The 24,669-nt window shown below is 41.6% G+C and carries 24 protein-coding genes; 14 read left to right on the top strand and 10 right to left on the bottom strand.

Annotated elements, in window-relative coordinates:
* The first annotated feature begins 16 nt into the window (after positions 1-16).
* Complete coding sequence (gene rseP / locus QWZ17_RS07570) at positions 17-1,348, top strand: RIP metalloprotease RseP (protein WP_290304495.1); 1,332 nt, start codon at positions 17-19, stop codon at positions 1,346-1,348.
* A gap of 190 nt (positions 1,349-1,538) precedes the next feature.
* A complete protein-coding gene (locus QWZ17_RS07565) occupies positions 1,539-1,757 on the top strand; it encodes a hypothetical protein (protein ID WP_259090031.1) in 219 nt (72 codons plus the stop codon).
* 172 nt (positions 1,758-1,929) lie between these two features.
* Here the strand turns inward: QWZ17_RS07565 and QWZ17_RS07560 are convergent, their stop codons facing one another.
* A complete protein-coding gene (locus QWZ17_RS07560; RefSeq protein WP_290304529.1) occupies positions 1,930-2,478 on the bottom strand; it encodes a DUF2892 domain-containing protein in 549 nt (182 codons plus the stop codon).
* Positions 2,479-2,549: 71 nt separating this feature from the next.
* Here QWZ17_RS07560 and ung point away from each other — a divergent pair, with 71 nt between their 5' ends.
* Positions 2,550-3,227: a uracil-DNA glycosylase gene (gene ung, locus QWZ17_RS07555; protein WP_290304494.1), complete on the top strand. Its 678-nt coding sequence runs from the start codon at positions 2,550-2,552 to the stop codon at positions 3,225-3,227.
* A gap of 198 nt (positions 3,228-3,425) precedes the next feature.
* Here ung and QWZ17_RS07550 read toward each other — a convergent pair whose 3' ends face one another.
* Positions 3,426-3,896 (bottom strand): Lrp/AsnC family transcriptional regulator, encoded by a 471-nt coding sequence (locus tag QWZ17_RS07550; RefSeq protein ID WP_090649916.1) that lies wholly within the window; start codon positions 3,894-3,896, stop codon positions 3,426-3,428.
* A gap of 129 nt (positions 3,897-4,025) precedes the next feature.
* Here QWZ17_RS07550 and QWZ17_RS07545 point away from each other — a divergent pair, with 129 nt between their 5' ends.
* The 4 genes from QWZ17_RS07545 (at position 4,026) to QWZ17_RS07530 (ending at position 7,445) form a co-directional block, all read left to right on the top strand.
* Positions 4,026-4,679, top strand: coding sequence for a metal-dependent transcriptional regulator (locus QWZ17_RS07545; protein WP_290304492.1), 654 nt, complete (start codon positions 4,026-4,028; stop codon positions 4,677-4,679).
* Positions 4,676-6,589: an Nramp family divalent metal transporter gene (locus QWZ17_RS07540; RefSeq protein ID WP_290304491.1), complete on the top strand. Its 1,914-nt coding sequence runs from the start codon at positions 4,676-4,678 to the stop codon at positions 6,587-6,589. Before QWZ17_RS07545 ends, QWZ17_RS07540 begins: the two co-directional genes overlap by 4 nt.
* Positions 6,590-6,687: 98 nt before the next feature.
* Positions 6,688-7,140, top strand: a complete 453-nt coding sequence (gene smpB / locus QWZ17_RS07535) for an SsrA-binding protein SmpB (protein WP_259090021.1) — start codon at positions 6,688-6,690, stop codon at positions 7,138-7,140.
* Between the two features lie 71 nt (positions 7,141-7,211).
* Positions 7,212-7,445 carry a hypothetical protein gene (locus QWZ17_RS07530; protein WP_290304489.1) on the top strand — a complete coding sequence of 78 codons (234 nt, stop codon included), beginning with the start codon at positions 7,212-7,214 and terminating at the stop codon, positions 7,443-7,445.
* Between the two features lie 215 nt (positions 7,446-7,660).
* Here the strand turns inward: QWZ17_RS07530 and QWZ17_RS07525 are convergent, their stop codons facing one another.
* Positions 7,661-8,317, bottom strand: coding sequence for a protein-L-isoaspartate(D-aspartate) O-methyltransferase (locus QWZ17_RS07525; RefSeq protein WP_290304487.1), 657 nt, complete (start codon positions 8,315-8,317; stop codon positions 7,661-7,663).
* A 187-nt stretch (positions 8,318-8,504) separates the two neighbouring features.
* Between QWZ17_RS07525 and QWZ17_RS07520 the strand changes: the two genes are divergently transcribed.
* Positions 8,505-8,903 (top strand): OsmC family protein, encoded by a 399-nt coding sequence (locus QWZ17_RS07520; RefSeq protein WP_290304486.1) that lies wholly within the window; start codon positions 8,505-8,507, stop codon positions 8,901-8,903.
* A gap of 8 nt (positions 8,904-8,911) precedes the next feature.
* On the opposite strand, the gene priA is transcribed toward QWZ17_RS07520, so the two are convergent.
* Both priA and QWZ17_RS07510 read right to left on the bottom strand, forming a co-directional pair.
* Positions 8,912-11,401 (bottom strand): replication restart helicase PriA, encoded by a 2,490-nt coding sequence (gene priA, locus QWZ17_RS07515; protein ID WP_290304485.1) that lies wholly within the window; start codon positions 11,399-11,401, stop codon positions 8,912-8,914.
* Positions 11,402-11,565: 164 nt separating this feature from the next.
* Positions 11,566-11,967, bottom strand: coding sequence for a DUF423 domain-containing protein (locus QWZ17_RS07510; protein ID WP_290304484.1), 402 nt, complete (start codon positions 11,965-11,967; stop codon positions 11,566-11,568).
* Between the two features lie 85 nt (positions 11,968-12,052).
* On the opposite strand from QWZ17_RS07510, the gene QWZ17_RS07505 reads away from it, so the two are divergent.
* Positions 12,053-13,642: a hypothetical protein gene (locus QWZ17_RS07505; RefSeq protein ID WP_290304483.1), complete on the top strand. Its 1,590-nt coding sequence runs from the start codon at positions 12,053-12,055 to the stop codon at positions 13,640-13,642.
* 143 nt (positions 13,643-13,785) lie between these two features.
* Entirely contained in the window at positions 13,786-15,231 is a 1,446-nt protein-coding gene (locus QWZ17_RS07500) for a DUF5723 family protein (protein ID WP_290304482.1), read from the top strand.
* 196 nt (positions 15,232-15,427) lie between these two features.
* Here QWZ17_RS07500 and tsaB read toward each other — a convergent pair whose 3' ends face one another.
* The 4 genes from tsaB to rpmH form a co-directional block, all read right to left on the bottom strand.
* Positions 15,428-16,120 carry a tRNA (adenosine(37)-N6)-threonylcarbamoyltransferase complex dimerization subunit type 1 TsaB gene (tsaB, locus tag QWZ17_RS07495; protein ID WP_290304481.1) on the bottom strand — a complete coding sequence of 231 codons (693 nt, stop codon included), beginning with the start codon at positions 16,118-16,120 and terminating at the stop codon, positions 15,428-15,430.
* Positions 16,121-16,318: 198 nt separating this feature from the next.
* A complete protein-coding gene (gene yidD / locus QWZ17_RS07490; RefSeq protein ID WP_290304480.1) occupies positions 16,319-16,561 on the bottom strand; it encodes a membrane protein insertion efficiency factor YidD in 243 nt (80 codons plus the stop codon).
* The gene (gene rnpA, locus QWZ17_RS07485; protein WP_290304479.1) at positions 16,558-16,959 is read right to left on the bottom strand and encodes a ribonuclease P protein component; all 402 of its coding nucleotides are present in this window, start codon (positions 16,957-16,959) and stop codon (positions 16,558-16,560) included. Before rnpA ends, yidD begins: the two co-directional genes overlap by 4 nt.
* A gap of 79 nt (positions 16,960-17,038) precedes the next feature.
* Entirely contained in the window at positions 17,039-17,197 is a 159-nt protein-coding gene (rpmH, locus tag QWZ17_RS07480) for a 50S ribosomal protein L34 (protein ID WP_110583460.1), read from the bottom strand.
* Between the two features lie 136 nt (positions 17,198-17,333).
* Between rpmH and QWZ17_RS07475 the strand changes: the two genes are divergently transcribed.
* Positions 17,334-18,212 carry a ChaN family lipoprotein gene (locus QWZ17_RS07475; RefSeq protein WP_290304477.1) on the top strand — a complete coding sequence of 293 codons (879 nt, stop codon included), beginning with the start codon at positions 17,334-17,336 and terminating at the stop codon, positions 18,210-18,212.
* 98 nt (positions 18,213-18,310) lie between these two features.
* Here the strand turns inward: QWZ17_RS07475 and mscL are convergent, their stop codons facing one another.
* Positions 18,311-18,715, bottom strand: coding sequence for a large-conductance mechanosensitive channel protein MscL (mscL, locus tag QWZ17_RS07470; protein ID WP_290304475.1), 405 nt, complete (start codon positions 18,713-18,715; stop codon positions 18,311-18,313).
* A 149-nt stretch (positions 18,716-18,864) separates the two neighbouring features.
* On the opposite strand from mscL, the gene rpoN reads away from it, so the two are divergent.
* From rpoN to QWZ17_RS07455, 3 genes are all read left to right on the top strand, one after another.
* Positions 18,865-20,340 (top strand): RNA polymerase factor sigma-54, encoded by a 1,476-nt coding sequence (gene rpoN, locus QWZ17_RS07465; protein WP_290304473.1) that lies wholly within the window; start codon positions 18,865-18,867, stop codon positions 20,338-20,340.
* A 377-nt stretch (positions 20,341-20,717) separates the two neighbouring features.
* On the top strand, positions 20,718-22,616 hold the full coding sequence (locus tag QWZ17_RS07460) for an AAA domain-containing protein (RefSeq protein ID WP_290304472.1): 1,899 nt from the start codon (positions 20,718-20,720) through the stop codon (positions 22,614-22,616).
* A 193-nt stretch (positions 22,617-22,809) separates the two neighbouring features.
* Positions 22,810-24,387 (top strand): T9SS type B sorting domain-containing protein, encoded by a 1,578-nt coding sequence (locus QWZ17_RS07455; RefSeq protein ID WP_290304470.1) that lies wholly within the window; start codon positions 22,810-22,812, stop codon positions 24,385-24,387.
* Positions 24,388-24,669: the final 282 nt, after the last annotated feature.

Genomic DNA, 24,669 nt, shown 5'->3' with positions numbered 1-24,669 from the left:
TAGATAAATATAACGAATGAGTATAGTGATAATGGTAGGTCAGTTGATACTGGGCCTTTCAATTTTAATAATCCTGCATGAGTTGGGGCACTTTTTGGCAGCCCGCGCGTTTGGGATCAAAGTAGAGAAATTTTACCTGTTTTTTGATGCATGGAATGTAAGCCTGTTTAAATTCACTTACAAAGATGTTGAATACGGCATCGGCTGGTTGCCATTAGGCGGCTACGTAAAAATTGCCGGCATGATAGATGAATCAATGGATACCGATCAAATGGCAGGTCCGCCGCAACCTTGGGAGTTTCGTTCAAAACCGGCCTGGCAGCGTTTAATTGTGATGCTTGGCGGTGTTACTGTTAACATTATCCTGGGCATCCTTATATTTTGGATATTAACCATTAAAATGGGCGAAAGCTATATCCCTAATGCAAGTGCAAAATACGGTATTGTACCGGGTGCGGTAGGTAAAAAAATCGGTTTGCTGCCTGGCGATAAAATAACAGCCATTAACGGCAAATCATTTGAGCGTTTTGACGATTTAACCAGCCCTAAAGTATTGCTTGAAAACACCGTTTTCACCGTTCAGCGCGATGCCAAAACTTTAGAGGTACCGGTGCCACGTACTATTTTGAACGAAATATCCGACCACGATATTGAAAGCTTTATAAGCCGCGTACCCCGCATGAAATTTGTGGTCGACTCGATACCAGCTTCGGGTAATGCCAAAAACACAGGGTTAAAACGAGGCGATAGTATTGTTGCCATTAATGGCAATCGTACAGCTTACTGGGACGAGCTGCAAACTCAACTCCAGGCTAATAAAGGTAAACAAGCTATTTTAAGTGTAAAGCGCGATACGTCGATATTAACTTTAAAAACTCAGATAAGCCCGGATGGTGTTATAGGTTTCGGCCGCTCAAAAAAGGATTTACCGGAAATTAAAACCATCAGATACGGTTTCTTTGCCGCCTTACCTATTGGCGCGAAAAGAGCGATAAGCACCTTTACCGATAACGCTAAAGGCCTGGGTAAAATAGCCAAAGGTGATGTTAAGTTTAACAAAGCCGTAAGCGGCCCGGTAGCTATTGCCAACCTGTTTGGCGGCACTATTGATTGGGTACATTTCTGGACATTGGTTGGCTTCCTATCCATGGTACTGGCCTTGATGAACCTGTTGCCTATACCGGCGCTCGACGGCGGTCACGCGGTATTTCTCATCATTGAAATGATTAAAGGTAAACCGCTAAGCGATAAATTCCTTGAACGTGCCCAGATAGTTGGCTTTGTAATTTTGGTTACCCTGATGGTATTTGTTTTTGGGAATGATATTGTAAATAAATTCAAAAAATAAGAATACCACTTAGTTAGATATTGAAAAGCCCGTGGATTACTCCCGGGCTTTTTTTATGAGTTATTTATTGTCTGGTGGCAATTTGCCCATACCCTACCATAACAATTTGTTAATGAAAGCTTAAAGCAAATAAAACTTTGGTTATAACTTTGTTGGCTATAATTGTAATAAACAATAATATACAAATATCATGACCAATTCAATTCTGGAAATCACCGAAAGCGAATACCTGATAAAACTAAACAGGAGTAACTTTAACCTCTCGTTTATCAGGAGTTTATTAAAGATGGTTGAAGTGGCCAACCCAAGTGAAGAAAGCGATTATACTTATAGCGACCGCCAGGTAGTACACCCCTACCAAAATCACTCTGCAACTGCCGATTACTTTAGCGCCATCGACGAAAAATAAAAGGGACCCGTTTCGGGTCCCTTTTATTTTTTTCATTTTTATTTCTTTTCTCTTCTTTAAAGGCATCAACCACTCCTGCGGGAGTCTTTATTCCTTTATCTAAAAATATTTTGTCCCAAAGTCACCAAGTCCCAAAGTCCTTGCTCCTTTGTCCAAAAGTCTTTTGTCCATTTTAGAACTGACGATACCCGCCTCTTACTACCTGCTTATCCATTTGGGCTAATTGACCTTTCATCATCTTGATCTGATCAGTTAGTAATTTGTTCTTATCATCTTTTGATGCTTCAGACAAGTACATTTGTGCTTCGCGCTTGTTGCGTTTCGCCATAGAGATACCGGCAAGGCTCAATTTAGCTAAAGCTGTATTGTGCGACATTTTCATGCCTAATTGTAAGGCTTTCTTGAAATATTTTTCAGATTTCATTGGGGCTTTGCGCGATTCAATTAAACCAATTAACAGGTTGTAGTAACCATGCTGATTTTTATGTAATTGCTTTTCATAGTCGGTAATTTTCATCAACCACTCTTCAGATTTTTCTGAGTTTTCTTTGCGCAAAAAATATTGCGAAATAATCATATTCTCATTAAAAAAGAAGCTAAGCAATAAAATGCCGCCAAGTAACAGTACTAAAATACCCCAGCCCCAAAAGCTAAAAGCACAAAGTGCAACAGCTGCACCAAAGAATACACACGCTATAACTAAGCGAACAATATTTGACATAATTTGTGATACTATATATACCGCAAATATCTGTTTATTTGTACGGTAAACCAACATCTATATAAATATTTATGGCTAACGCATTACATCCATCATGGCAGGCAGTTTTACAGCAAGAATTTGATAAATCCTACATGGTAAAACTGAAACAATTTTTACTACAGGAAAAAGAAGCCGGCCAAATTGTTTACCCCAAAAATGCCGATATCTTCAACGCCTTTAACACCACACATTTTGATGATGTGAAAGTAGTGATCCTGGGGCAAGATCCCTATCACGGAGCTCACCAGGCGCATGGATTATCATTTTCAGTACAAAAGGGCATTGCTATCCCCCGCTCGCTCAGCAACATCTATAAAGAGCTAAATACCGATATCCCCGGCTTTAAAACACCAACACATGGCAACCTGGAAGACTGGGCCAAACAAGGGGTATTGCTGCTTAATGCCACCTTAACTGTTAGGGCCAGCACGCCAGGTTCGCATCAGAAACGCGGCTGGGAAGAATTTACAGACGAGGTGATCAAAACCATATCTGATAAAAAAGAAGGCATTGTGTTTATCCTTTGGGGAGCCTTCGCCCAATCAAAGGCGGCATTGATAGATCAGAAGAAACATTTCATCATCAAATCGGCCCACCCCTCGCCGTTCTCTGCAGACAGAGGCTTCTTCGGTAGCAAACCGTTTTCAAAAACAAATGAAATTTTGAGGAAAGAAGGGAAACAGGAGATTGATTGGCAGGTTCGTTAAGAAGAGTCAAGAATCAAGAGTCAAGAATCAAGATAGCTACAGTTGAAGTAGAGTCAAGCTTTTAGACTCAAGAGTTAAGAGTTAAGACAACTGCAAAAAAGAAAAGCGCAAAAGACTGAAATCTTTTGCACTTTTCTTTTTAAATCGACATGCAAAGTGCAGCTCGTCTTGATTCTTGACTCTTAATTCTTGACTCTATCAATACTCCAAAGGCACTATCGGTTCCTTTTTGCTGGTTGACATGATCATCATGGTTTGGAAGGTTTTTACCACGGTGATGCGGCTTATTTTTTCCATGATCAGTTGCTCGTATGATTTAATGTCGCGCACGTAGCACTTCAGCAAAAAATCGCATTGGCCGGTTACGTGATGGCATTCGGTAACCTCTTTAATATTTTTAATTTCATCCAAAAAAGTTTGGATAGTATTCTTCTGATGAAAATCGAGCGAGATCTGGATAAAGGTTTTGATACCTAATCCAAGCTTCTCTTCATCCACCAGGGCATGGTAGCTTTTTATGTATTCCGCGTTCTCCAATTTGCGCACACGTTCAAGCGTTGGCGCAGGCGAAAGCCCAATTTCGTTAGATAACTGAAGGTTAGTTATCCTTCCGTTTTCCTGTAAAATCTTGAGTATCTGTAGGTCTATTTTATCTAATTCGGCTCCCATAGTATGTGCAAATATAATATTTTCCGCATTTCACGAAATTAAATTTCACCTAAAACGAGTAAAACAAAAATATATTTCACAAGTCTTCATATTTTAGATAAGTCTAAATTTTTTATTAGATTTGTGTAAATGAATACATTAGCCGAGGAAAACTATTTAAAATGCATTTATCACCTGGGGATGAATGCAGCAATAGTGAGTACCAATCAAATTGCAGCATCCTTAAATACTAAAGCATCATCGGTTACCGATATGCTTAAAAAACTGGCTGATAAGGCTTTAATAAACTACACCCGTTACCAGGGCGTAACACTTACCCCTGCCGGCGAAAAAATTGCAATAGGCATTATTCGCAAACACCGCCTGTGGGAATATTTTTTGGTGGAAAAACTTAATTTTAAGTGGGACCAGGTTCATGATATGGCCGAAGAAATGGAGCATATCTCGTCGCAGGAATTGGTTGATCGCCTTGACGAGTTTATGGGCTTCCCCAAACATGATCCGCATGGCGACCCTATCCCCGATTGTAATGGCCGTTTTAAAACACCGGAGTTAATTCCATTATCAACGCTGGTGGTTAATCAGTGCGGGGTGATTTCTGGCGTGCGCGACCATACCTCGCCTTTTTTGCAATACTTAGAAAAACAACAGCTCACCATCGGCAAAAAAATCACCATTACCGATATTATTGAATACGACCATTCGGTAGCCCTTAAAATTGAAACAGACAAAGAAATTCACATCAGCCGCGAGGTTGCCAATAATTTACTGATAGCCCTATGAGCAAAACGCAAACAAACGATAGCCATTCATTAGGCAACGTACATGGCTCTGTGAACCCCGAAAATTTAACAGGCTGGAAAAAGCTAATGGCCTTTTTAGGTCCGGCGTACCTTATCAGTGTGGGCTATATGGACCCGGGCAACTGGGCTACCGATTTGGCCGGCGGCAGCGCGTTTGGTTATAAATTGATATGGGTACTATTTGCGTCAAATTTAATTGCCCTGTTGCTACAATCATTAGCGGCAAGGCTTGGCATAGTTCGCGGGTTGGATCTGGCACAGGCTTCTAAAAACGCCTATCCCCGCTTTGTAAACTTCTGGCTCTACATCCTCGCCCAAATAGCCATCATAGCCTGCGACCTGGCCGAGATCATCGGCATGGCTATTGGCTTAAAACTGCTTTTTCACTTACCGCTTATCTGGGGGGTTTCACTTACCATAACCGATACCGTGTTGATGCTTTGGTTAATGAACAAAGGCATGCGCAAGTTAGAGGGCTTTATTATATCGATGATCTTCATTATCGGTGTGTCCTTCCTGGTAGAGATGTTTATTGTTGGTCCCGATGTAATGGATGTAGCCAAAGGCTTTATCCCCAGCAACCTTTTTAAAAGCGATAAGATAAGCCAGGAGATGCTTTATATTGCCATAGGCATCATAGGGGCAACGGTAATGCCGCATAACCTTTATCTGCATTCGTCACTGGTGCAAACCCGTAAAATCAGCCGTACAGATGAGGGACTTAAATCGGCCATTAAATTCAACTTGTTTGATACTGTAATAGCGCTCAATCTGGCCTTTTTTGTAAATGCTGCTATTTTGATACTGGCGGCTACAGCCTTTTTCAAGAACGGTTATTTTAAGGTTGCAGAAATTCAGGATGCCTATAAATTATTGGAACATATTTTTGGCAAAATTGCGCCTGTGTTGTTTGCCGTGGCTTTAATAGCATCGGGCCAAAGTTCTACCATTACAGGTACCCTTGCCGGGCAAATCATTATGGAAGGTCATATTAACCTGCGGATTGAGCCATGGTTAAGGCGGTTATTGACAAGGCTATTGGCTATTGTGCCGGCGGTTTTTACCATTCTCTATTTTGGCGAAAATGCCTTAGGCAGCCTTATTTTATTAAGCCAGGTGGTATTGAGTTTACAATTAGGTTTCGCGGTAATACCGCTCATACATTTTACATCTGATAAAAAGCGGATGGGAAACTTTGCTATCGGCTTAAAAGTAAAAATATTGGCCTGGGCAAGCGCAGTGCTCATTGTGGGCCTGAATGCAAAGTTAGTGTATGATCAGATTGGCGACTGGCTGAAAGACAGCCAGCATGCCGATATTTACATCTACGTTTTTGTTGTGCCGATTGTGGTTGGTATCGCACTGCTGCTTTTATATGTATTATTCAGGCCATGGCTTTATAAACATGCCGATCAGCCGGCTTATGTACCACACGGAATTGCAGGTGCTATTACCGAGTTGGATGCCGTTACCTACAAGCGTTTAGCCATCACTATAGATTTTTCGAAAAATGATAACGACTGCCTTCGCCATGCCATTATGCAGGGTGGTAAACACGCGCATTATACCCTTATTCACGTAGTGGAAACGGCAGGTGCCCGCTACTACGGCGGCCAGGTTATGGATAGCGAAACCCAAAGCGATGCCGATAATCTGGATAAATACGTACAGGCCATGCAAAAACTGGGCTACAAAGCCGAAGCAGAAATAGGCTACGGAAGCCCCGCGGCGGCTATTGCCGACATTGTAAACAAAAACGGGATAGACTTTATTGTAATGGGTTCGCACGGGCATCGGGCATTAAAGGACCTCATATTTGGCACTACCGTAAATTCGGTAAGGCATATGGTGAATGTGCCGGTGTTGATTGTGAAACCGCAACGAAATTAGCTATAAACGCCTCATTGCTTCGTTCCTTGCAATGACGATTCTATTAAATTTAGCAATCAATTTTTTCCGTAAGTTTGCAAGCTTTACATCTTTATAAAATGGCCGAGGATAAAATATACATCAAAAATAAAAAAGCTTACTTTGAATACCACGTACTGGATAAATACACGGCGGGCATAAAATTGCTGGGTACCGAAATTAAATCCATACGTGAGGGGAAGGCCAATATTAATGATGCCTTTTGCACATTTATCAGCAACCAGCTTTATGTGCGCAACCTGCACATTTCAGAATACTCGTACGGATCATTCTACAACCATGAAGCCAAACGCGACCGTGTGCTGCTCCTCAATAAAAAAGAACTCAAAAAACTCCTTACCCGCGGCGAGGAAAAAGGATTAACCATAATCCCCCTTGCCCTATTTATCAGCGAACGCGGCTTTGCCAAACTGGAAATTGGCTTAGCGCAAGGTAAAAAGACCTTCGATAAACGTGAAACGATGAAAGAGCGGGATACTAAGATTGAGATGGATAGGGTAATGAAAAGGTAGGTAGATCATTAGCCCTCTAAAAAAGAGGTTTCAATAGTCCTTTACCCCTCAAATTTTATATCAACTATAGTATGGATAGCCAGAAACCAACCATAAAATATAAGCCTCAAACGGCGCGTGTTGTTCCATGGCAGCAAATTGAAGTATATTACCAGGATTTAATTTCTCACGATTTGCAATTACAAAGCATGCTTTCGTTAGTACAATTCATAAGGAATAGTAACCTTGAAAAAAAACTATTTGCTTATACATCGATGCATAAGTTAGTAGTTACGATATATGAGGTTCCGGAGTGGAACAGATAAGTCTTGCACATCGAATTAAATCCCGAAACAAAAAAAGTTCATTTTGCATATCATCCTAAACCCTATGAACCGATAGAGGTCGAAAGAATTTGTAATGAAGAAGATATCATTACAAAGTTCAATCAATACATGCATTGGTTAAAGTGGTAGCAATTAATTGGCAGCAAAAAGCACTGCAGATCAAAAAATTTCCCCTTCAGGGGGGTAGGGGTTCCCTACCATGCCTTATCTCCTACCAGCGGTACAAACCTAAAGGTATCTAATACAATCTTTTCATAGTCATGCTCGGCAACTTTAAGGATGGTTACCATTTTTTGGGTTTCTTCGTCGCCTACGGGAATCACGAGGATGCCGCCAACGCGGAGTTGTTTCAGTAAAATTTCGGGAACCGTTGGTGCGCCGGCAGTTACGATGATTTTATCATAAGGAGCATGTTGTGCTATGCCGATAGAGCCATCACCGCAAAAGAAATGCGCTTTATAGCCCATTTTTTCGGGCAGTACATACTTTGTTTTTTCGAAAAGCTTTTCCTGCCGTTCGATGGTGTAAACCGTTGCGCCCATTTCCAACAACACACAAGTTTGATAGCCCGAGCCTGTGCCAATTTCCAGTACTTTATCGCCTTTCCGAATGTGCAATAATTCGGTTTGATAAGCTACGGTATATGGCTGAGAGATGGTTTGCCCCTCGCCTATCGGGAAAGCGATATCCTTATAAGCCTGGTTCCAGAAAGTTTCAGCAAAAAAATAATGGCGCGGTACTGTTGCAATGGCTTTTAATACTTCCTTATCCTGGATACCCTTTTTTTCCAACAGGTCAACCAATCTTTTACGGGCACCCTTTTCGCGATAGTTATCAATGTAATTAGCCATTTGCCAACAAATTTAGCAGGATTTTAGTTATTTACCATGCTTAGCCGAAGGCATATTAGTAACCCGTTAACAGTAAGTAAGAAAAAGATTAGTAACCTCAGTCAAGTCGGATACTACTGCTTGGGCAACGAAAATATTTATCTTTGTATTTATCATCTCAATAAAACCATAACCTTAAAACAAGCATATGAATTTTTCAGCCTCAGTAAAAAGCAGTTTCCAGGATCACCAGGTTACCGTTCAAACAATGCACGATGTTAAACAGATTAACATAGTCCCCAAGGCATCGGGCTACGGATCATCTGTAAACGGAGGCGAGCTTTTATTATTGGCCTTAGCTACCTGTTTTTGCAATGATCTTTACCGGGAAGCAGATAAACTCGATATAATACTCGACGAAGTTAATGTAGAGTGTACTTGTAATTTCGGTGCAGAAGGCGAACCTGGATCGAACTTTTTATATAACGTTCAGATATCTTCCAAAGCATCTACACAGGTAATTACCGACCTGATAGCCCATACCGATAAGGTGGCAGAAATACATAATACGCTAAGAAAGGGAGTTACCGTTAGTCTGAAAAGCTAACTCGGTGTTTAATAAGGATCAACATCCGGCACCACAATACTTCCCTTACTCAACTTAGTGGTTTGAAACTGCACAATGATATCTTTCAGCACAGCTTTAGCTTTTATGATGGATATTCCATCCTTTTCAAACTTAAGCATAATGGATTTGATATAGTAGTTCCTTATCCTGCTAATGAGCGGCGTTTCGGGACCAATCACACGCTCGCCAAAATGCTTGCGGAGTTCGTTACCCAAATAAACGGCCTGGTTATATAACACCTCGGGGTTTTGATGCTTAATATCCAGGTTGATGATGCGATAGAAGGGCGGGTATTTAAAGTTTCTCCGTTCCTCCATTTCGGTATTGTAGAGATCCCTGTAGTCGTTGGCTATCACCTGTTTTATTACCCGGTGGTACGGATCATAAGTTTGAATAACAACCTTACCTTGCTTACCCCGGCGCCCGGCCCTGCCGCTTACCTGGGCCAGCATTTGAAAGCTACGCTCATTGGCACGATAATCCGGAAATTTAAGCAAACTGTCGGCATTAATTATCCCGATAAGCGTAACATCACTAAAATCCAACCCCTTAGCCACCATTTGGGTGCCTACCAATATATCTATCTTCTTTTCTTCTAAATTATTCAGTATAGTTTGCAAAGAGTTGCGGGATCTGGTGGTATCCAAATCCATCCGGGCTATCCGCGCCTCGGGCAATAAAAGAGTTAGTTCATCCTCAATTTTTTCGGTACCGAAGCCTTTATACTCCAAATGTGTGGAACCACAAGCAGGGCAAATTGATGGCGAATCTTCCCTATAACCGCAATAATGGCAATGTAGTTTGCCACTGCTTTTATGATAGGTAAGGCTTACATCGCAATTGATACACTTGGGTGTGTAAGCGCATATTTTACACATCAGTATCGGGGCATATCCACGCCTGTTTTGAAACAGAATTGCCTGCTCTTTATTGGCCAGGGCCTCGCCTATACCCGTCATCAAAACACTGGTAAAATGCGACTGGATGGTTTTTTGTTTAATTTCTGAAGAGATACTCACCACTTCCACGTCAGGCAGTTGTACGCCGCCAAAACGTTCTGTTAATTCCGCAAAACCATATTTGTGGGTTTGCGCATTATGGTAACTTTCAAATGATGGCGTAGCCGAACCAAGCAAAACCTTTCCCCGGTGCATATTGGCTAAAAAAATAGCCGCGTCGCGGGCGTTGTAACGGGGAGCAGGATCGTATTGCTTGTAAGATGTCTCGTGCTCTTCGTCAACAATAATCAACCCCAGGTCATTAAAAGGCAAAAACACGGAGGAGCGAGCACCCAAAATCACCTTATAATCGTTGTTCAGTACTTTTTGCCAAACCTCAACCCGTTCGTTATCATTAAAACGGGAATGATAAATGCCAATATCAGCCCCAAAGTAAATCCGTAAACGTTCGATGATATGAGTAGTAAGTGCGATCTCGGGCAACAGGTAAAGTACCTGCCTGTCTTCGCGCATCATTCCTTCTATCAGCCTGATATATAACTGCGTTTTTCCCGACGACGTTACCCCGTGCAGCAGCGTTACATCCTTTTCCCTAAACTGTGTACGGATACTCTCCAACACTTCGGTCTGCTGCTCGCTTAGCTCAAAATTGGTAATGGCATCCACATCCTCCTCAAACTGTAACCGGCTCACGTTCTTTTCCTCGGCAAATAAAATCTCCTTTTCTATCAGCGATTTAATACTTGATTCCCCCGCCCCGCTCTCTTCAATCAATTCATTTTTGGAGATTTTGGCTTGAGTTCGTGAAAGTTTGATGTAAGCTAATAAAGCATCGGCTTGTTTTGGTGCACGTTTCTCCAGGATTGGGAACAGATCTCTTAAATTTTCAGGGTTATTATAAACCGGGTTAAGGGTGACAAAAGTGCGTTTGCGTGGTTTATACCGTTCGCTTACTTCTTCGCTGATGTGGATGATATTTTTTTCAAACATCAGCTTTAAAATAGGCATTACCGTTTTTTGACCGAGTAATTTGGCAATATCGCTTATAGTAAGTTCTGGCTGAATTTCAAGTGCCTCCACAATTAAAAACTCCTTATCATGCAGGGCGCTTTTATCTATCCCGTAATCGGTATTTAAAATTATGCGGGTTTCACTGGCCAATTTAAGGGCAGCAGGTAACGAAGCGTTCATCACCTCGCCAATGGTACACATGTAATAATCGGCTACCCATTGCCAAAAGTGTAGTTGCTGCGGCGTAACCACCGGTAGGTTGTCCAACACTTCAATCACATATTTAGCCTCATATTTTTCAGGAGCCAGTTCGCTAATCTCCCTTACAATAGCTGTATAAAGTTTACTTTTACCAAATTGCACCACCACCCTTTTGCCAATAGCTACGGCATCGTTCATTTCAAAAGGAACCCGGTAAGTATAATTTTTTGAAATAGCCAAAGGCAAAATCACCTCAACAAAAAGTGTTTTACGATCAGCAAATTCATTTTCAGTAAACTCCAACATGTTTAAAGAGTCAAGAGGTTAGAATCAAGAGTCAAGACAAAAGCAAAAATCAACTCAGCTTCTTTTTTGTTTTATAATTTATATCTGTACACGCGGCTAAGTCCTTTGTCCAAAATCTAATAGTCCAATAGTCCTAAAATCTAAGCGTCCAATAGTCCCAAAGTCTAAGCGTCCAACAGTCCTTTGTCCCTAATAGCCCATATAAACAGCATCAGCCAGCCTAAAATAAACAACAGGCCGCCAAGTGGGGTGATGGGTCCCAGGTGAATGAGCCAGGTCCAGCCTATAATGCTGCGGCAGCTTAACAGGTACAATGAGCCCGAGAAAAACAGGATACCTAATGTAAACAGATAGTACGCCGCGTTAAGCAGTTTGCTACTTTCAGCCTTAATTGTTGAAAGAAAAAGCAATGCAAATACGTGATAAAAATTGTATTGTACAGCAGTATGCCATACTTCAAGCTCGGGTGCTGGTAATAAGGCTTTTAAACCATGTGCCCCAAACGCGCCGGTAACAACGGCAAGCATACCAAAAAACGAAGCTGTAAAAATAATATGTTTGTTCATACAGATATAAAAAGCTAAGTTAACCAAATGAAAGTATTACTTTAATGCCGCGGGGTAAAATTCTATCTTTGTAAAGCAAACCGCTATGAAACGACTGATAGTTACTACCTTAATTTTACTGGCTGCCACCGTATCCATAACAGTTCTTTATTTCAAAAATTTAAGTCCGCCCGGGGTGCGTAACAACCAGGTAATGCACAGCATTCCGGATAACGCAGTGGCGGTATTTGAGTACAATAACGAAAAAGGCTTTTACGATATTTTTAAGGGTAACACACTATTAAAAGCTGTTATTGGCGAAGAAAAACTTACCGATCTGGATACCCTGCGTAAATTGCTCCTATCGTCGTCCCTCTCCGATTTATTTTTCTCGGGGCAAAATGTTTTTATCTCTATTCATCCAACCGATGCTGATGATGTAGGTTTATTGGTTACTACTACGGCAACCAAAGGATTTGAGCCTAATGCGTTTACCCAAATAGTCGCGCAATCACAAGGGGAGCTTAGTTTATCAACCACCCATAATGCGATAGGTACCGTATACGATATTTTAGTAAAGGCCATTAACAAGCACTTTTATATAGTTAAAAAAGAGGATAACATTTTTGAGGGAAGTTTTTCAAAAGCCCTTATTGATCAAACCATACTTTACAAAAATGACAAGGGCAAAAATATATTTGTCCCCCTGCCCGATCAGCAAAACTCAAACTCGCTGGCCAACTTGTATCTTAACTATGGAGAACTATCGCCGCTGTTTGAGCAGCTGTTCAAAAATAAAAACACCGACATTTTCAAAAGCTTCAGGCTATTGCCCGCGGTTGCCGCCCTTAGTTTAAATTTTAAAAACGACGCCCTGATGTTTAACGGCCTTACTACCTTAAACAGCCATACGTATAGCTATTTAAACCTGTTTGCAAATCAGCAGCCTGTGGTTAATCACCTGAAAGATATTTTACCGGCCACTACTGCCTATAGTATAAACTTCGCGATATCCGATCCTCAAAAATTTGCAGCCGATTTAGCGGAATGGCATACCAAAGCAGGAATAAACAAAGAGAAAGACCAACTATTTTCCAAAATAAAACAGGAAACCGGCATGTTTTTAAAAACGGAGTTTGAACACCTGCTAAGCAATGAATTTGCAGTAGTAACCACCCGGTATCAAGAAAAATTTGCCATCGTATCGGTTAAAGACGGCTCAAAACTGCTCCCGTTGATAACCAATATCAGCACCATGACCAACGACAACATTGGGCAGTTTAATTACGAAAAAGTACCTTTCTTTTTATTAGGCGATGCCTTCAGCGTTTTTAGAAAACCGTATTTTATGATTATTGATAACTACCTGGTATTGGCGGCAACCGCATCTGAGCTTAAAAGTTATACAGATACCTATATCAACCGCAAATTCATCAGCAAAACAGATCAATATAACCAGTTTGACGGGCTACTGGCCGAACGCAGCAACGTAGCTTTTTTTATTAACTTTAAAAATTCGCAACAAATACTGAAACGTGACCTTAAAAACCCGTTTTATGATGCGTTTGAAGATAACCAACCAGGTTGGCGAAATTTTTATGGGGCTTCGTACCAGTTTACAGCCTCTGATAGGAATTTTTATACCAATTTTTGTATGCGTTTAAATAGCGTTGATACTACCGGGGTAAAAAAGTAATTTATTTAACCTCAATACACAACCCCTAAACCTTAAAATACGTTTAAAACAACAATTACCCTTGTTTTTTGCAAGGATAATCGTTTTTATTTTTTTATTTAAAACTCTATACGGATTAACAAGAACCGGTGAGATTAATATTTATGAATAAGATTTACATTGTTATTTGCTTTTTACTCATTTCTTTCTCCGTTTCTGCGCAGCAATTTTCTCAATATAATACCGGCACCACGTATGAGTCTTTTGAGAATACTTCAGTACGTTCATTTATCCCCGATTCAAGTAAGCAATACTCTTTCAACTTTTTAATACCAAATTTTGATGCCAACGCTTTTATTACAGGCGATATACAGGGCAGTTTAAAAAACAGGTTATTTGCTAAAAGCCCTTCTTACCAATCTGATGCGTTGAAAACGGGTTTCAATAAGCTTAACCATGTTAATGCCAATGTAAATGCCTATTTATTAATGCTAAAGGCTTTTACCAGCCTTAACGGCGATGTTGAAATGGGTTTATCCTACCAGATCAGGGGCGAATCGCGCGGCCTGGTAACCGACGAAACCTTATTATTATTTGACGGAAACACGCCAAAAAATTTCCCCAATGGCGCATACGATAATATTTTCAACAACAATTTTCAGATGCAGCTTTACAACCAGATAGGTTTTTCTTACCGCGAGCGCATCAATAAGCAACTGGCAATCGGGTTTAAATTGAGCGCCTTGTTGGGTATTAAATATTCTAAATTCAACATCGACGAATCGCACATAGCGTTTGACCAAATTAACGACGAGGCAACAATGGCTTTGCGGGGTAAATACTACTCAAGTTATGTTCCAGGGCACTTTACATCGCACGACTACCTGCCAACCTTTCGTAATCCCGGAGCATCAATAAACTTAGGTACGTCTTATTTAACCAACGATAAAATAACCCTTCAAGCTAATATCAAAGACCTGGGTTTTATACACTGGAGCAGCCGATCAACAATTAGTAATTTTGATGGGGTAACTACTATAAATGGAATTTCGACAGTACACCGGGAAGACAGTATATACAACCGAACGGTACAGCTATTCAGATCAAGCAGCGGAGATCCCCGGTCATTTACTACCAAAACCAATGCCAGGGCCGAACTGAGTGCTTCAAAAACCTATTGGTTAGATTATGATAACGATATCAAATATATACCAACACTTATTGGCTCAAAAGAGTTATGGTATACCGGTTTTACCGCCGGACTGGTCAACCACATACAATACAAAAAATATACGGGAACAGTTACTTTTACTTACGACGATTTAAAACTATTTAATGCCGGCTTACAATTCATGTATAAAACACCTGATGCCGAATTTTTCATCGGCACAGACAAACTAATCAATACCGGTAGATTGGCTTTTGCTGCAGCGGGTAATCAAACCCAAATTGACCATGTGGGTACTTATACCGGCATGGATTTATTTATGGGATTCTCTTTAAAATTTGGAGCAACGGTTGAACACCCTATGAATGCAAGCTTTATTCCGATGGGAGAAAAAGGTTTCTTTGGCCGTTTGTGGAATCGCCTGTTTAAAACTGATAAATAACGAAACAGAATCAAGAGATTAGAGTGAAGAATTAAGACTCTTTTTAGCTGACATTCCGGATTTATCTACTCTAAAAATTATCTCTAACAGGCCATCGTATTTAAATGCTGCGAGTAGAAAACAACTTCCAAAGGAGTCAATAAAATAACTAAGCGAACAGTCAAAAGTCTTAACTCTTGATTCTTGCCTCTTGACTCTATTTTTTAGATACTCCTGCTATAAAATCTTTCAAGTAGTATGGTTCAAAGTAAGCCACATCTTCAAAATTCTTTTGGGTGAATTTTTCCGCGGCCTTTTGCGTTAGATAAGTGGCTGAATTTTCGAAGTTAAGTAAAAAAGAAGCGTTGGGATTGGCGCCCAAAACAGCTTCGCATTTATCGGCACCATCACCAAAAAATAGTATTTTATTATCTTTCAATAATTCGGTAAAGCTATTTTCATCAATGATATCTGCAGCGGTTGCCCTCAACTTTTCTCCGTTGGTGTTAAAAACGGCACAATAAACCTCCATTCTGCGGGCATCAATCATAGGACATAAGAGCACATCTTCCTCCAAAGTAATAGCGGAATCATTAATTACACCATAAGCCATGGCCTCCAGGGTTTCAATGGCTATCAGGGGCTTATCCAAAGCAAAACAAAGCCCTTTAGCAGTAGATACGCCTATCCGTAAACCAGTATATGAACCCGGACCACAACTTACAGCTACGGCATCCAGATCCTGGTAAGTAAAACCATTACCAGTTATCAACTCTTCAGAGAACAGGGTAACCACTTCGGCGTGCTTGTTACGCTCGTTTATCTGCTTAAAGGCCAAAACCTTACCATCGGCGGCAAGTGCTACCGAGCAGGATGTTGTGGCGGTTTCAATCTGTAATATAAGCCCCATTGTGAGTTGTGAGTTGTGAGTTGTGAGTTGTGAGTTGTGAGTTGTGAGTTGTGAGTTGTGAGTTGTGAGTTGTGAGTTGTGAGTTGTGAGTTTTTGAACAAGTTCAAAAACCTGAAACATACGCATAGCGCAAATTTAAACTATACGGCCTCAAGTACCAAGTATACCCATCACGCAAAACTTAATACCTAAAACTAATCAAGGTACAGGATCATGCCCGTGCCCTCCCCAGGGGTTACAGCTGGCTATGCGTTTTATAGTAAGCCAACCGCCTTTAAAGGCACCATGCTTTTTTATAGCCTCAACCCCATATTGCGAACATGTTGGCGTATACCTGCACGATGCTCCGGTCATTGGTGATATAAAATACTGATAAATTTTTATCAGCAATATAAATACGCCACCAATAGCAGCTTTAAGCAATTTAACTATCCCATTCATACCTTTACCTTGCTAACGCCCGATAGTTGCTCTGCAAGCTGTGCAAGCATCTTCAGCATTTTTTTTTCCATCATGCTATAGGGCACAATTTCTTTGCCAATGTAACCTATCGATAATACAATAGTTTGATTGGCATTTAGCAGCAAATTGTATAAATGTTGTTGTTTGTGTAACCTGTAGCTTTCACGCATACAGCGTTTTACTAAATTGCGGTCGACAGCGTGCTTGTAACGTTTTTTTGAAACAGAAAATAACACCTGGGCAGGATATTGCTGTGGTTCTGTATGATACAACCACGAGGCTTTAAAGGGATAACATAAAAAAGAAGAGCCGCTATGAAAAAGCTTATCAATAAGCCTTTTATTACATAACCGTTCTTCTTTTTTAAAAGTATACATAGTTGCCTAATTGGAACCGGGATATTAGCAGATACGGTATCCATCGATACGCCCCTGCGGGCATACCCAAGCAACCGGTTTATGCTTTGTGACGACCTTCGTCAGACACCGTTAATCTTTTTCTGCCTTTTGCTCTTCTGGCTGCTAAAATTCTTCTACCGTTAGCAGTTGACATGCGTTCACGGAATCCGTGTTTATTTCTTCTTTTTCTTTGAGAAGGCTGAAACGTTCTTTTCATGGCTATATTTTATTCTAATCGTCGTTTTAAAAACAAGAGCGCAAATGTAGTAATATTTTAAAACTTTTCAAATACTATTTTTCTTATTTGTCGTTATGTTTTTGTTGATGTAAATTAAGGGTTTTAAAACTGCAAAATGAAATTATCTATCCTATTGTTTTTCATCTATTTACCTTTCGTAACGATTGCACAAGACAACCAAGAGCCTCATTATAAAATATATAATACCAATACCAAAAAATTATCAACAGTTAAAGATATTGTTAACAATATGACCAAAGCCGACGTATTATTCTTCGGCGAAGAGCATAATGATTCTACCGGGCATTTACTGGAATTGGAAATTTTTAAGCAGCTTAATGAAATCTATCCGCATAAAACAGCCTTATCTATGGAGATGTTTACCACTGATTGTCAATTGGTGCTTAACGAATACCTGGCCGATCTGATCCGCGAAAAAAACCTGGTTACCGATGCCCGTACCTGGCCGAACTATAAAGATTACCGCCCGTTGATTGAGTTGGCTAAACAAAACCAGGCGCCAGTTATAGCAGCCAACGCGCCATCGCGCTATACCAACATGGTTACCCGCGGCGGATTAGGTGCCCTGCAAGCTTTAGATGCCCAGGCCAAAAGCTATCTTGCTCCCCTGCCTATTGACACGGCTACAGGCGCTTATTATGATAAATTTGTAAAAATTATGGGCGGCCACAGCGCTATGGCCGGCATGCAGATTTATCAATCGCAAAATCTTTGGGATGCAACCATGGGATGGTCAATAGCCAAATTTTATAAAAACCATACCGATTATAAGATGATGCATCTAAACGGTGGCTTTCACAGCGAAGAAAAGCTGGGCGCGGTTGCCCAACTCAAAAAATACGCCCCCAGTGCAAAAGTACTCACCGTTGCCGCCTATGCCGATGACAGCTTTGACAACCCCGACTGGAGCAAATTCAACCAACTGGCAGATTATGTTATTTTAACAGACCCTAAATTACCAAGGAGTTTTTAGTTCATGGTTAATAGTTCATAGATCATGGTAATGTGGTGCGGTATATCACAGCTTCTTTTAACTTCCGGCCATGATCTATGAACCATCAACTATGAACATTATGCTTTCTTAGCCAATAAATCCCTTATCTCCGTTAACAAAACTTCTTCTTTTGTTGGTTCTGCCGGAGCCGCGGGTGCAGCTTCTTCTTTCTTTTTAAGGGTATTGATTCCTTTAACAATTAAAAAAATACAAAAGGCTACAATCAGGAAATCTATCACGTTGTTGATAAACAAACCGTAATTGATAGCCGTTTCCGGTACTTTACCAACTGCCGGCTTCAGTACATACTTAAGATCTTTAAAATCAATTCCGCCGGTTATCATACCAATGGGTGGCATAATGATATCGGCCACTAATGAGGTAACTATTTTGCCAAAAGCGGCGCCAATAATAACACCTACTGCAAGGTCAACAACGTTGCCGCGCATGGCAAACTCTTTAAATTCTTTTACTATAGCCATAGTTTAGTTTTTAGTTTATCTAATTAACGAATAAATTTCCGGGCCTTGCAAACAAATTATTTCATTCGGCCTTTATAGTCATTGTTCCATTTGGCATTAAGTTATTTTAAAGTTAAAACTAATTGATGTATTTTTGGACACATCTTATTATGCTTAAACAGAATCTTCAACAAAAACTTTTACAAAAGCTATCCCCGCAGCAAATACAGTTTATAAAACTGCTGCAGGTACCTACCGTATCTCTTGACACCCGCATTAAAGAGGAACTGGAAGAAAACCCAGCACTTGAAGATTTAAGTCTCACAAACCTTAATGAACCTGTTGAAGAATATCCAGACCGCGACCCCGATGAGGACAGCTACAATGGCGACGAAGAAAAGGGCGAGATGGACGAATTTAATATTGACGATTACCTGCAGGACGATAGCGTAAACGATTATGGCTCGCGCTATGATCAAAACGGCGACGATGAGGACGAACGCAAAGAGATCCCCATTGCCGTACAAAGCTCATTTTTTGAAAGCTTACAGCTACAGCTTGATCTTTTGCCACTGAGTGATAAAGATTTCAGGATAGGTAAACAGATTATAGGCAGTTTGGATGATGATGGCTACTTACGCCGCCCTATTATGTCACTTACCGACGACCTTGCTTTTTCGCAAAACGTAATGGCCGAGGACGAAGAGGTTGAAGACATGTTGAAGGTAATTCAAAGCTTTGACCCTGCCGGCGTTGGCGCCCGTAGCTTACAGGAATGCCTGCTCATCCAGCTCCGTAAAAAAGACCCTAACGATCCTATTATAAAGAAAGCCATTATTGTTGTTGAGCAATACCTTGACGAGTTTACCCGCAAACATTACGATAAGCTTGAAAAGCAACTCAACATGGATTCAAATGAATTACGTGGTGTTGTTAACGAAATTTTAAAGCTTAACCCCAAACCAGGTGATAGCAACGAGATTAACACCAAACAAATGCAGGTGATCCCGGATTTTCATATCACCAACAATGATGGTTCGCTGATACTTACCCTAAATTCCAAAAACGCGCCGGAGTTAAAAGTAAGTCGCTCCTACCAGGAAATGTTTCAGCATTATGACAAGGCATCGCAAAAAGATAAAAAATTAAAAGAAGCAGTACAGTTTGTAAAACAAAAGCTCGATTCGGCAAAATGGTTTATTGATGCTATTAAGCAACGCCAGCAAACACTGCTGAAAACCATGAATGCCATTATGCAATACCAGTACGAGTTTTTCCTTACCGGCGATGATAAAAACTTGAAACCAATGATCCTGAAGGACATTGCAGATAGGATTGGGATGGATATCAGTACCGTATCGCGCGTGGCTAACTCCAAATATGTACAAACCGAGTTTGGTACCTTCCTGTTAAAATCCTTCTTCTCCGAAGCTATCCAGACAGAAAGCGGCGAAGAAGTATCAAACAAAGAGGTTAAAAAAATACTCGAAGAGCATATAGGCAAAGAAGACAAACGCCACCCGCTGGCCGACGAAAAACTAACCGACATACTCAAAGACGCAGGCTACAACATAGCCCGCCGTACCGTAGCCAAATACCGCGAACAAATGAATATCCCGGTTGCAAGGTTAAGGAGGGAGCTGTAGATCAGTTTGCAGTTCCCAGTAAGCAGTTTGCAGTAGTGTTTAGTTGGAGGTGTTTAGGTAACAGTTTGCAGAAATAAATAAGCGGTTAAATGATTGGTTAAAAATAAATATTGGCGTTCCCTGCGGGTCGTGCTGTTCGTTCATACGCGCACGGAGCCTTAGGCGCAGGCCGGTATCCACTGCCATCACTAACGCTTTTGTCTGAACCGGGATTTATGGGATTAAAGAATTATTAAAGGCAGCAGTCAATTAGTTCATTGTATCAAAGTCTTTTATCCTTTGTCCAAAAGTCCTTGCTCTTTTTTCCAATAGTCTCACAGTCCAAAAATCCCTTAGTCCTATAATCCCATAGTCCAAACGTCTCACAGTCCCAAAGAATGACTTACTTCAAAAAGCTGCTCGATCTGTTAAACCAGGAAAAAGAAGAAGATCGCAGCGCATATCTTAAGCTTACAGAAAACACATCGGCGGCCGATAGGCGGGCGCAGGGACTTAGCTGGTACCCTATAGCTATCCGCAATACAGAACCTGGCCGTGGCGATTATATCAATGTGGAAGTGGAGCGCACTACCCACCAGGATTTATCGCATCAGCTTAGGTTTGGTGTACCTGCCGCTTTGTTCAGCAACCATGATCCTAAAAAAGATCGTGTTGAAGGTGTTATTACGTACCAGGGTGGCAATCGCCTAAAAATTACCTTATACACCGATGAACTACCCGATTGGGCGCGTGACGGCAAATTGGGCATCGACCTTCTGTTTGATAACAACAGTTATGACGAAATGTTGAAAGCCGTTAAACAGGCATCAGCATTAAGCGAAAAACCTAAAGAAGGCAGGCTCATTAATATCCTCACAGGGCAAGCCTCGCCCGTGTTTTCAGAAAGCATTACCCCTCTGCCTATTTCGCGTTTAAACAGCTCACAGTTAGCGGCTGTAAATAAAATTGTAGCGGCGCAGGATCTGGCCATTGTACATGGGCCTCCGGGTACTGGGAAAACCACCACGCTTGTGCAGGCCATTTGTTTGTTGGCCAAACAAACCCGTAAACAAATATTAGTAGTTGCGCCAAGCAATACCGCTGTTGACCTGTTAAGCGAAAAATTAGCAGATGAAGGTCTTAATGTTTTACGCATTGGCAACCCCAACCGTGTATCAGAAAAACTGGTATCGCTTACGTTGGATAGCAAAATGGCCGAACATGCGGATAATAAACTCATCCGTACTTTAAAAAAACAAGCCAGCGCCTATAAAGACATGGCGCATAAGTATAAGCGCAGTTTCGGCAAATCGGAACGTGACCAGCGCAAGGCCCTGTTTAACGAGGCGCACAAGATCATGAAAGATGTGGCACTTACCGAGCAGCATATCGTTGATGATTTGGTAAATAAGGCACAGGTTATAACAGCTACCCTGGTTGGCTCCAACCATTATACCATCCGCGAAGTACTGTTTGATACTGTTGTGATTGACGAAGCCGGGCAGGCCTTGGAACCAGCCTGCTGGATACCAATACTGAAAGCCCAGAAAGTGATCTTAGCGGGCGATCACCTGCAACTCCCTCCTACCATTAAATCAAACGAGGCGGCCCGGGCCGGACTAAGCACTACCCTGCTCGAAAAATGTGTTGCCCTGCATCCCGAAGCGGTTGTTTTATTAGACGAACAATATCGCATGAACGAGGCTATCATGGGCTTTTCATCAAGGGAATTTTATAATAGTAAATTAAAAGCAAACACATCTGTAGCAAGCCGGTTGCTGTTTAACGGCGATATCCCTGTCAGCTTTATTGATACCGCGGGTTGCGGCTTTGAAGAGCAACAGGCAGGTACAAGTACTTACAACCCCGATGAAGCGGTGTTGTTACTAAAGCACCTGACCAGGTTGGTAACCGAATTAGACCCTACAACAAAGTTCCCTTCCATAGCGGTTATATCGCCCTATAAAGAACAAATAAGAACGCTGAATGAACTTTTATTAGCAAACGATACGTTATCATCCCATGCCGCCGATATTAGCGTAAACACAATAGATAGCTTCCAGGGCCAGGAACGCGACGTGGCGTATATTAGTCTTGCGCGAAGTAATGCCAATGGCGAGATCGGCTTTTTAGCAGATATTCGCCGCATGAACGTGGCCATGACCCGTGCCCGCAAAAAATTGGTAGTTATTGGCGATAGCGCTACCCTAACCCGCCTAAAATTTTATGCTGATTTTATTGATTATACAGAACAGCTTGGCGGCTACCAAAGCGCCTGGGAATATGCAGGGGATTGACCTCCAAAGTCATCCTGAACTTGTTTCAGGAATCCACATGCTAAGTGTACTTCACGCTGGTTATCATATCTTGTGAGGTGCCGAAACAAGTTCGGCATAACTTTCGCTTTTAATGAGTCAACCAAAAACTAACGGTTGCCCCGCATAATATCCCCCGTCCTTTTGAATAATTTTAGTTACAAATTATTCGCCGATGCTCCAGAGATCCGCGCTATTGATCTTCTTTATCCTCAATTGCACGTTAGCATTTGCACAATGCACCGAAAGTTCGGGCATACCTATTGTAAATGAAACTTTTGGCGCGGGTACTAACCAATATGGGCCAGAACTTGCCGCCGGCACTACTAACCTTAAATTCGCGCAAAACAGCGCTTGTCCTTTAGACGGCTATTATTCTATTGTAAACTATACTACAGGCTGCTTTAAGCTTTGGCAAACCGTTACCGACCATACCGGCGATAAAGGCGGCTATTTTATGCTGATAGACGCGTCCCTTGAACCCAGCGATTTTTTCAAAAAAACCATAACCGGTTTGTGCGATGGCACTACCTACAATTTTTCCGCCTATCTTTTAAATATGTTTGCCATACGGGGCGGCACCAATCCAAACATCACTTTTACTATAGAAAAAACTGATGGAACAATTTTAAAAAGCTATAATACCGGCGGTATAGAAATTACCAATCCGGTAAGCTGGCAAAAATTTGGCTTTTACTTCACCACTACTCCCGGCATCACAACCGTAGTGCTCAGGATGCACAACAACGCCCCGGGCGGCACAGGGAATGACCTTGCTATTGACGATATATCCTTTACTCCCGTGGGGCCCAAAACAACTATCGCCATCAACGGCAGCCAAAGCGACTCGTTCACCAACACCTGCTTTACAACAGATATGAACCTTACATCTACCGTTGGCAAGTGTTATCTCAATAATGGCTATCAATGGCAAATTTCTACTGATAAAAGTACCTGGAACAATATCCCTTCGGCAATAGCTGCTACCTACAAATTTATGCCCACTGCAGATGGTACAAGCTATCTGCGTTTAAACGTTTTTCAACAGGGTAACGGCAATAACGCGGCCTGCGGCATTTATTCAAACGTAATAACTATTAACTATCACAACTACGGCACACCAGCCATGATTGATACTGCAGCCACCATTTGCCCCGCAAACCCATACAAATTACCATCGGGCAAGTATGTTGACTCAAGTGGATTTTACAGAGATACACTGTTTGGCGAGGGGCACTGTGTGGCAACTATTACCAACCTAAACTTAACTGTGCGCGACCGCCCGCACCTTGGCCCCGGCAAGTCCATTTGCCTGGGCGATTCTGTGATATTAAACCCAGGTACGTTTAGCCATTATCTTTGGCAGGATGGTAGTACCCACCCTACCTTCGCCGCGCGTTTTCCCGGTGCTTACCGTGTTTTCGTGACAGATAATTTTGGATGCGTAACAACAGATAGTGTTAGTGTAAAGCATGGGAGTTGTCCCTCGGTTATTAAGCCGCCCAATGTATTTAGCCCCAATGGCGATGGGGTTAATGATACCTGGGTTATTGAAGGTTTACAATATTTCACCAATTGCAAGGTTACCATATACTCGCGCCTTAGTGCCCTGGTGTTTAAAAGCATTGGCTACAACCAACCCTGGGACGGCCGGTATGAGGGCAAAAATGTACCTGCTGGTACGTATTATTATATCATCAGTCTTGGGGGAACTTCGTTGCCTATATCCGGGTATGTAGTTGTGTTGAGGTGATGCATTCTAAACCGGTAATCTCCTGGCCACCTAAACGCGGACCACAAGGCGGAGCCTTGCGGTAGCGAAAAGAAGCAAAAGTCAAAGTAAAAAGCGAGGCGTACTGAGCATTACCTATTATAAAAGCCACTGTCATCCTGAGGAACGAAGGATCTATTCTGTGCCATGCGTATTCGCCCTGTAAGTTTACGAATAGATGCTTCGTTCCTCAGCATGACAGGGTAGAGAAGCTAATTCTACGTTATTACCCTCCTCAGAATTTTCCGGATTTTACGACCCAAC

It is taken from the genome of Mucilaginibacter flavus (genome assembly GCF_030409315.1).
In the GTDB taxonomy this organism is placed as follows: domain Bacteria; phylum Bacteroidota; class Bacteroidia; order Sphingobacteriales; family Sphingobacteriaceae; genus Mucilaginibacter; species Mucilaginibacter flavus.
Note: the sequence above shows the minus strand (reverse complement) of the source record. Positions and strands in the feature narration are given on the sequence as shown.

Excerpts from the sequence above, each read along its gene's own strand:
- rseP (WP_290304495.1), top strand. The coding sequence starts at position 17 with ATGAGTATAGTGATAATGGTAGGTCAGTTGATACTGGGCCTTTCAATT.
- QWZ17_RS07565 (WP_259090031.1), top strand. The coding sequence starts at position 1,539 with ATGACCAATTCAATTCTGGAAATCACCGAAAGCGAATACCTGATAAAA.
- QWZ17_RS07560 (WP_290304529.1), bottom strand. The coding sequence starts at position 2,478 with ATGTCAAATATTGTTCGCTTAGTTATAGCGTGTGTATTCTTTGGTGCA.
- ung (WP_290304494.1), top strand. The coding sequence starts at position 2,550 with ATGGCTAACGCATTACATCCATCATGGCAGGCAGTTTTACAGCAAGAA.
- QWZ17_RS07550 (WP_090649916.1), bottom strand. The coding sequence starts at position 3,896 with ATGGGAGCCGAATTAGATAAAATAGACCTACAGATACTCAAGATTTTA.
- QWZ17_RS07545 (WP_290304492.1), top strand. The coding sequence starts at position 4,026 with ATGAATACATTAGCCGAGGAAAACTATTTAAAATGCATTTATCACCTG.
- QWZ17_RS07540 (WP_290304491.1), top strand. The coding sequence starts at position 4,676 with ATGAGCAAAACGCAAACAAACGATAGCCATTCATTAGGCAACGTACAT.
- smpB (WP_259090021.1), top strand. The coding sequence starts at position 6,688 with ATGGCCGAGGATAAAATATACATCAAAAATAAAAAAGCTTACTTTGAA.
- QWZ17_RS07530 (WP_290304489.1), top strand. The coding sequence starts at position 7,212 with ATGGATAGCCAGAAACCAACCATAAAATATAAGCCTCAAACGGCGCGT.
- QWZ17_RS07525 (WP_290304487.1), bottom strand. The coding sequence starts at position 8,317 with ATGGCTAATTACATTGATAACTATCGCGAAAAGGGTGCCCGTAAAAGA.
- QWZ17_RS07520 (WP_290304486.1), top strand. The coding sequence starts at position 8,505 with ATGAATTTTTCAGCCTCAGTAAAAAGCAGTTTCCAGGATCACCAGGTT.
- priA (WP_290304485.1), bottom strand. The coding sequence starts at position 11,401 with ATGTTGGAGTTTACTGAAAATGAATTTGCTGATCGTAAAACACTTTTT.
- QWZ17_RS07510 (WP_290304484.1), bottom strand. The coding sequence starts at position 11,967 with ATGAACAAACATATTATTTTTACAGCTTCGTTTTTTGGTATGCTTGCC.
- QWZ17_RS07505 (WP_290304483.1), top strand. The coding sequence starts at position 12,053 with ATGAAACGACTGATAGTTACTACCTTAATTTTACTGGCTGCCACCGTA.
- QWZ17_RS07500 (WP_290304482.1), top strand. The coding sequence starts at position 13,786 with ATGAATAAGATTTACATTGTTATTTGCTTTTTACTCATTTCTTTCTCC.
- tsaB (WP_290304481.1), bottom strand. The coding sequence starts at position 16,120 with ATGGGGCTTATATTACAGATTGAAACCGCCACAACATCCTGCTCGGTA.
- yidD (WP_290304480.1), bottom strand. The coding sequence starts at position 16,561 with ATGAATGGGATAGTTAAATTGCTTAAAGCTGCTATTGGTGGCGTATTT.
- rnpA (WP_290304479.1), bottom strand. The coding sequence starts at position 16,959 with ATGTATACTTTTAAAAAAGAAGAACGGTTATGTAATAAAAGGCTTATT.
- rpmH (WP_110583460.1), bottom strand. The coding sequence starts at position 17,197 with ATGAAAAGAACGTTTCAGCCTTCTCAAAGAAAAAGAAGAAATAAACAC.
- QWZ17_RS07475 (WP_290304477.1), top strand. The coding sequence starts at position 17,334 with ATGAAATTATCTATCCTATTGTTTTTCATCTATTTACCTTTCGTAACG.
- mscL (WP_290304475.1), bottom strand. The coding sequence starts at position 18,715 with ATGGCTATAGTAAAAGAATTTAAAGAGTTTGCCATGCGCGGCAACGTT.
- rpoN (WP_290304473.1), top strand. The coding sequence starts at position 18,865 with ATGCTTAAACAGAATCTTCAACAAAAACTTTTACAAAAGCTATCCCCG.
- QWZ17_RS07460 (WP_290304472.1), top strand. The coding sequence starts at position 20,718 with ATGACTTACTTCAAAAAGCTGCTCGATCTGTTAAACCAGGAAAAAGAA.
- QWZ17_RS07455 (WP_290304470.1), top strand. The coding sequence starts at position 22,810 with ATGCTCCAGAGATCCGCGCTATTGATCTTCTTTATCCTCAATTGCACG.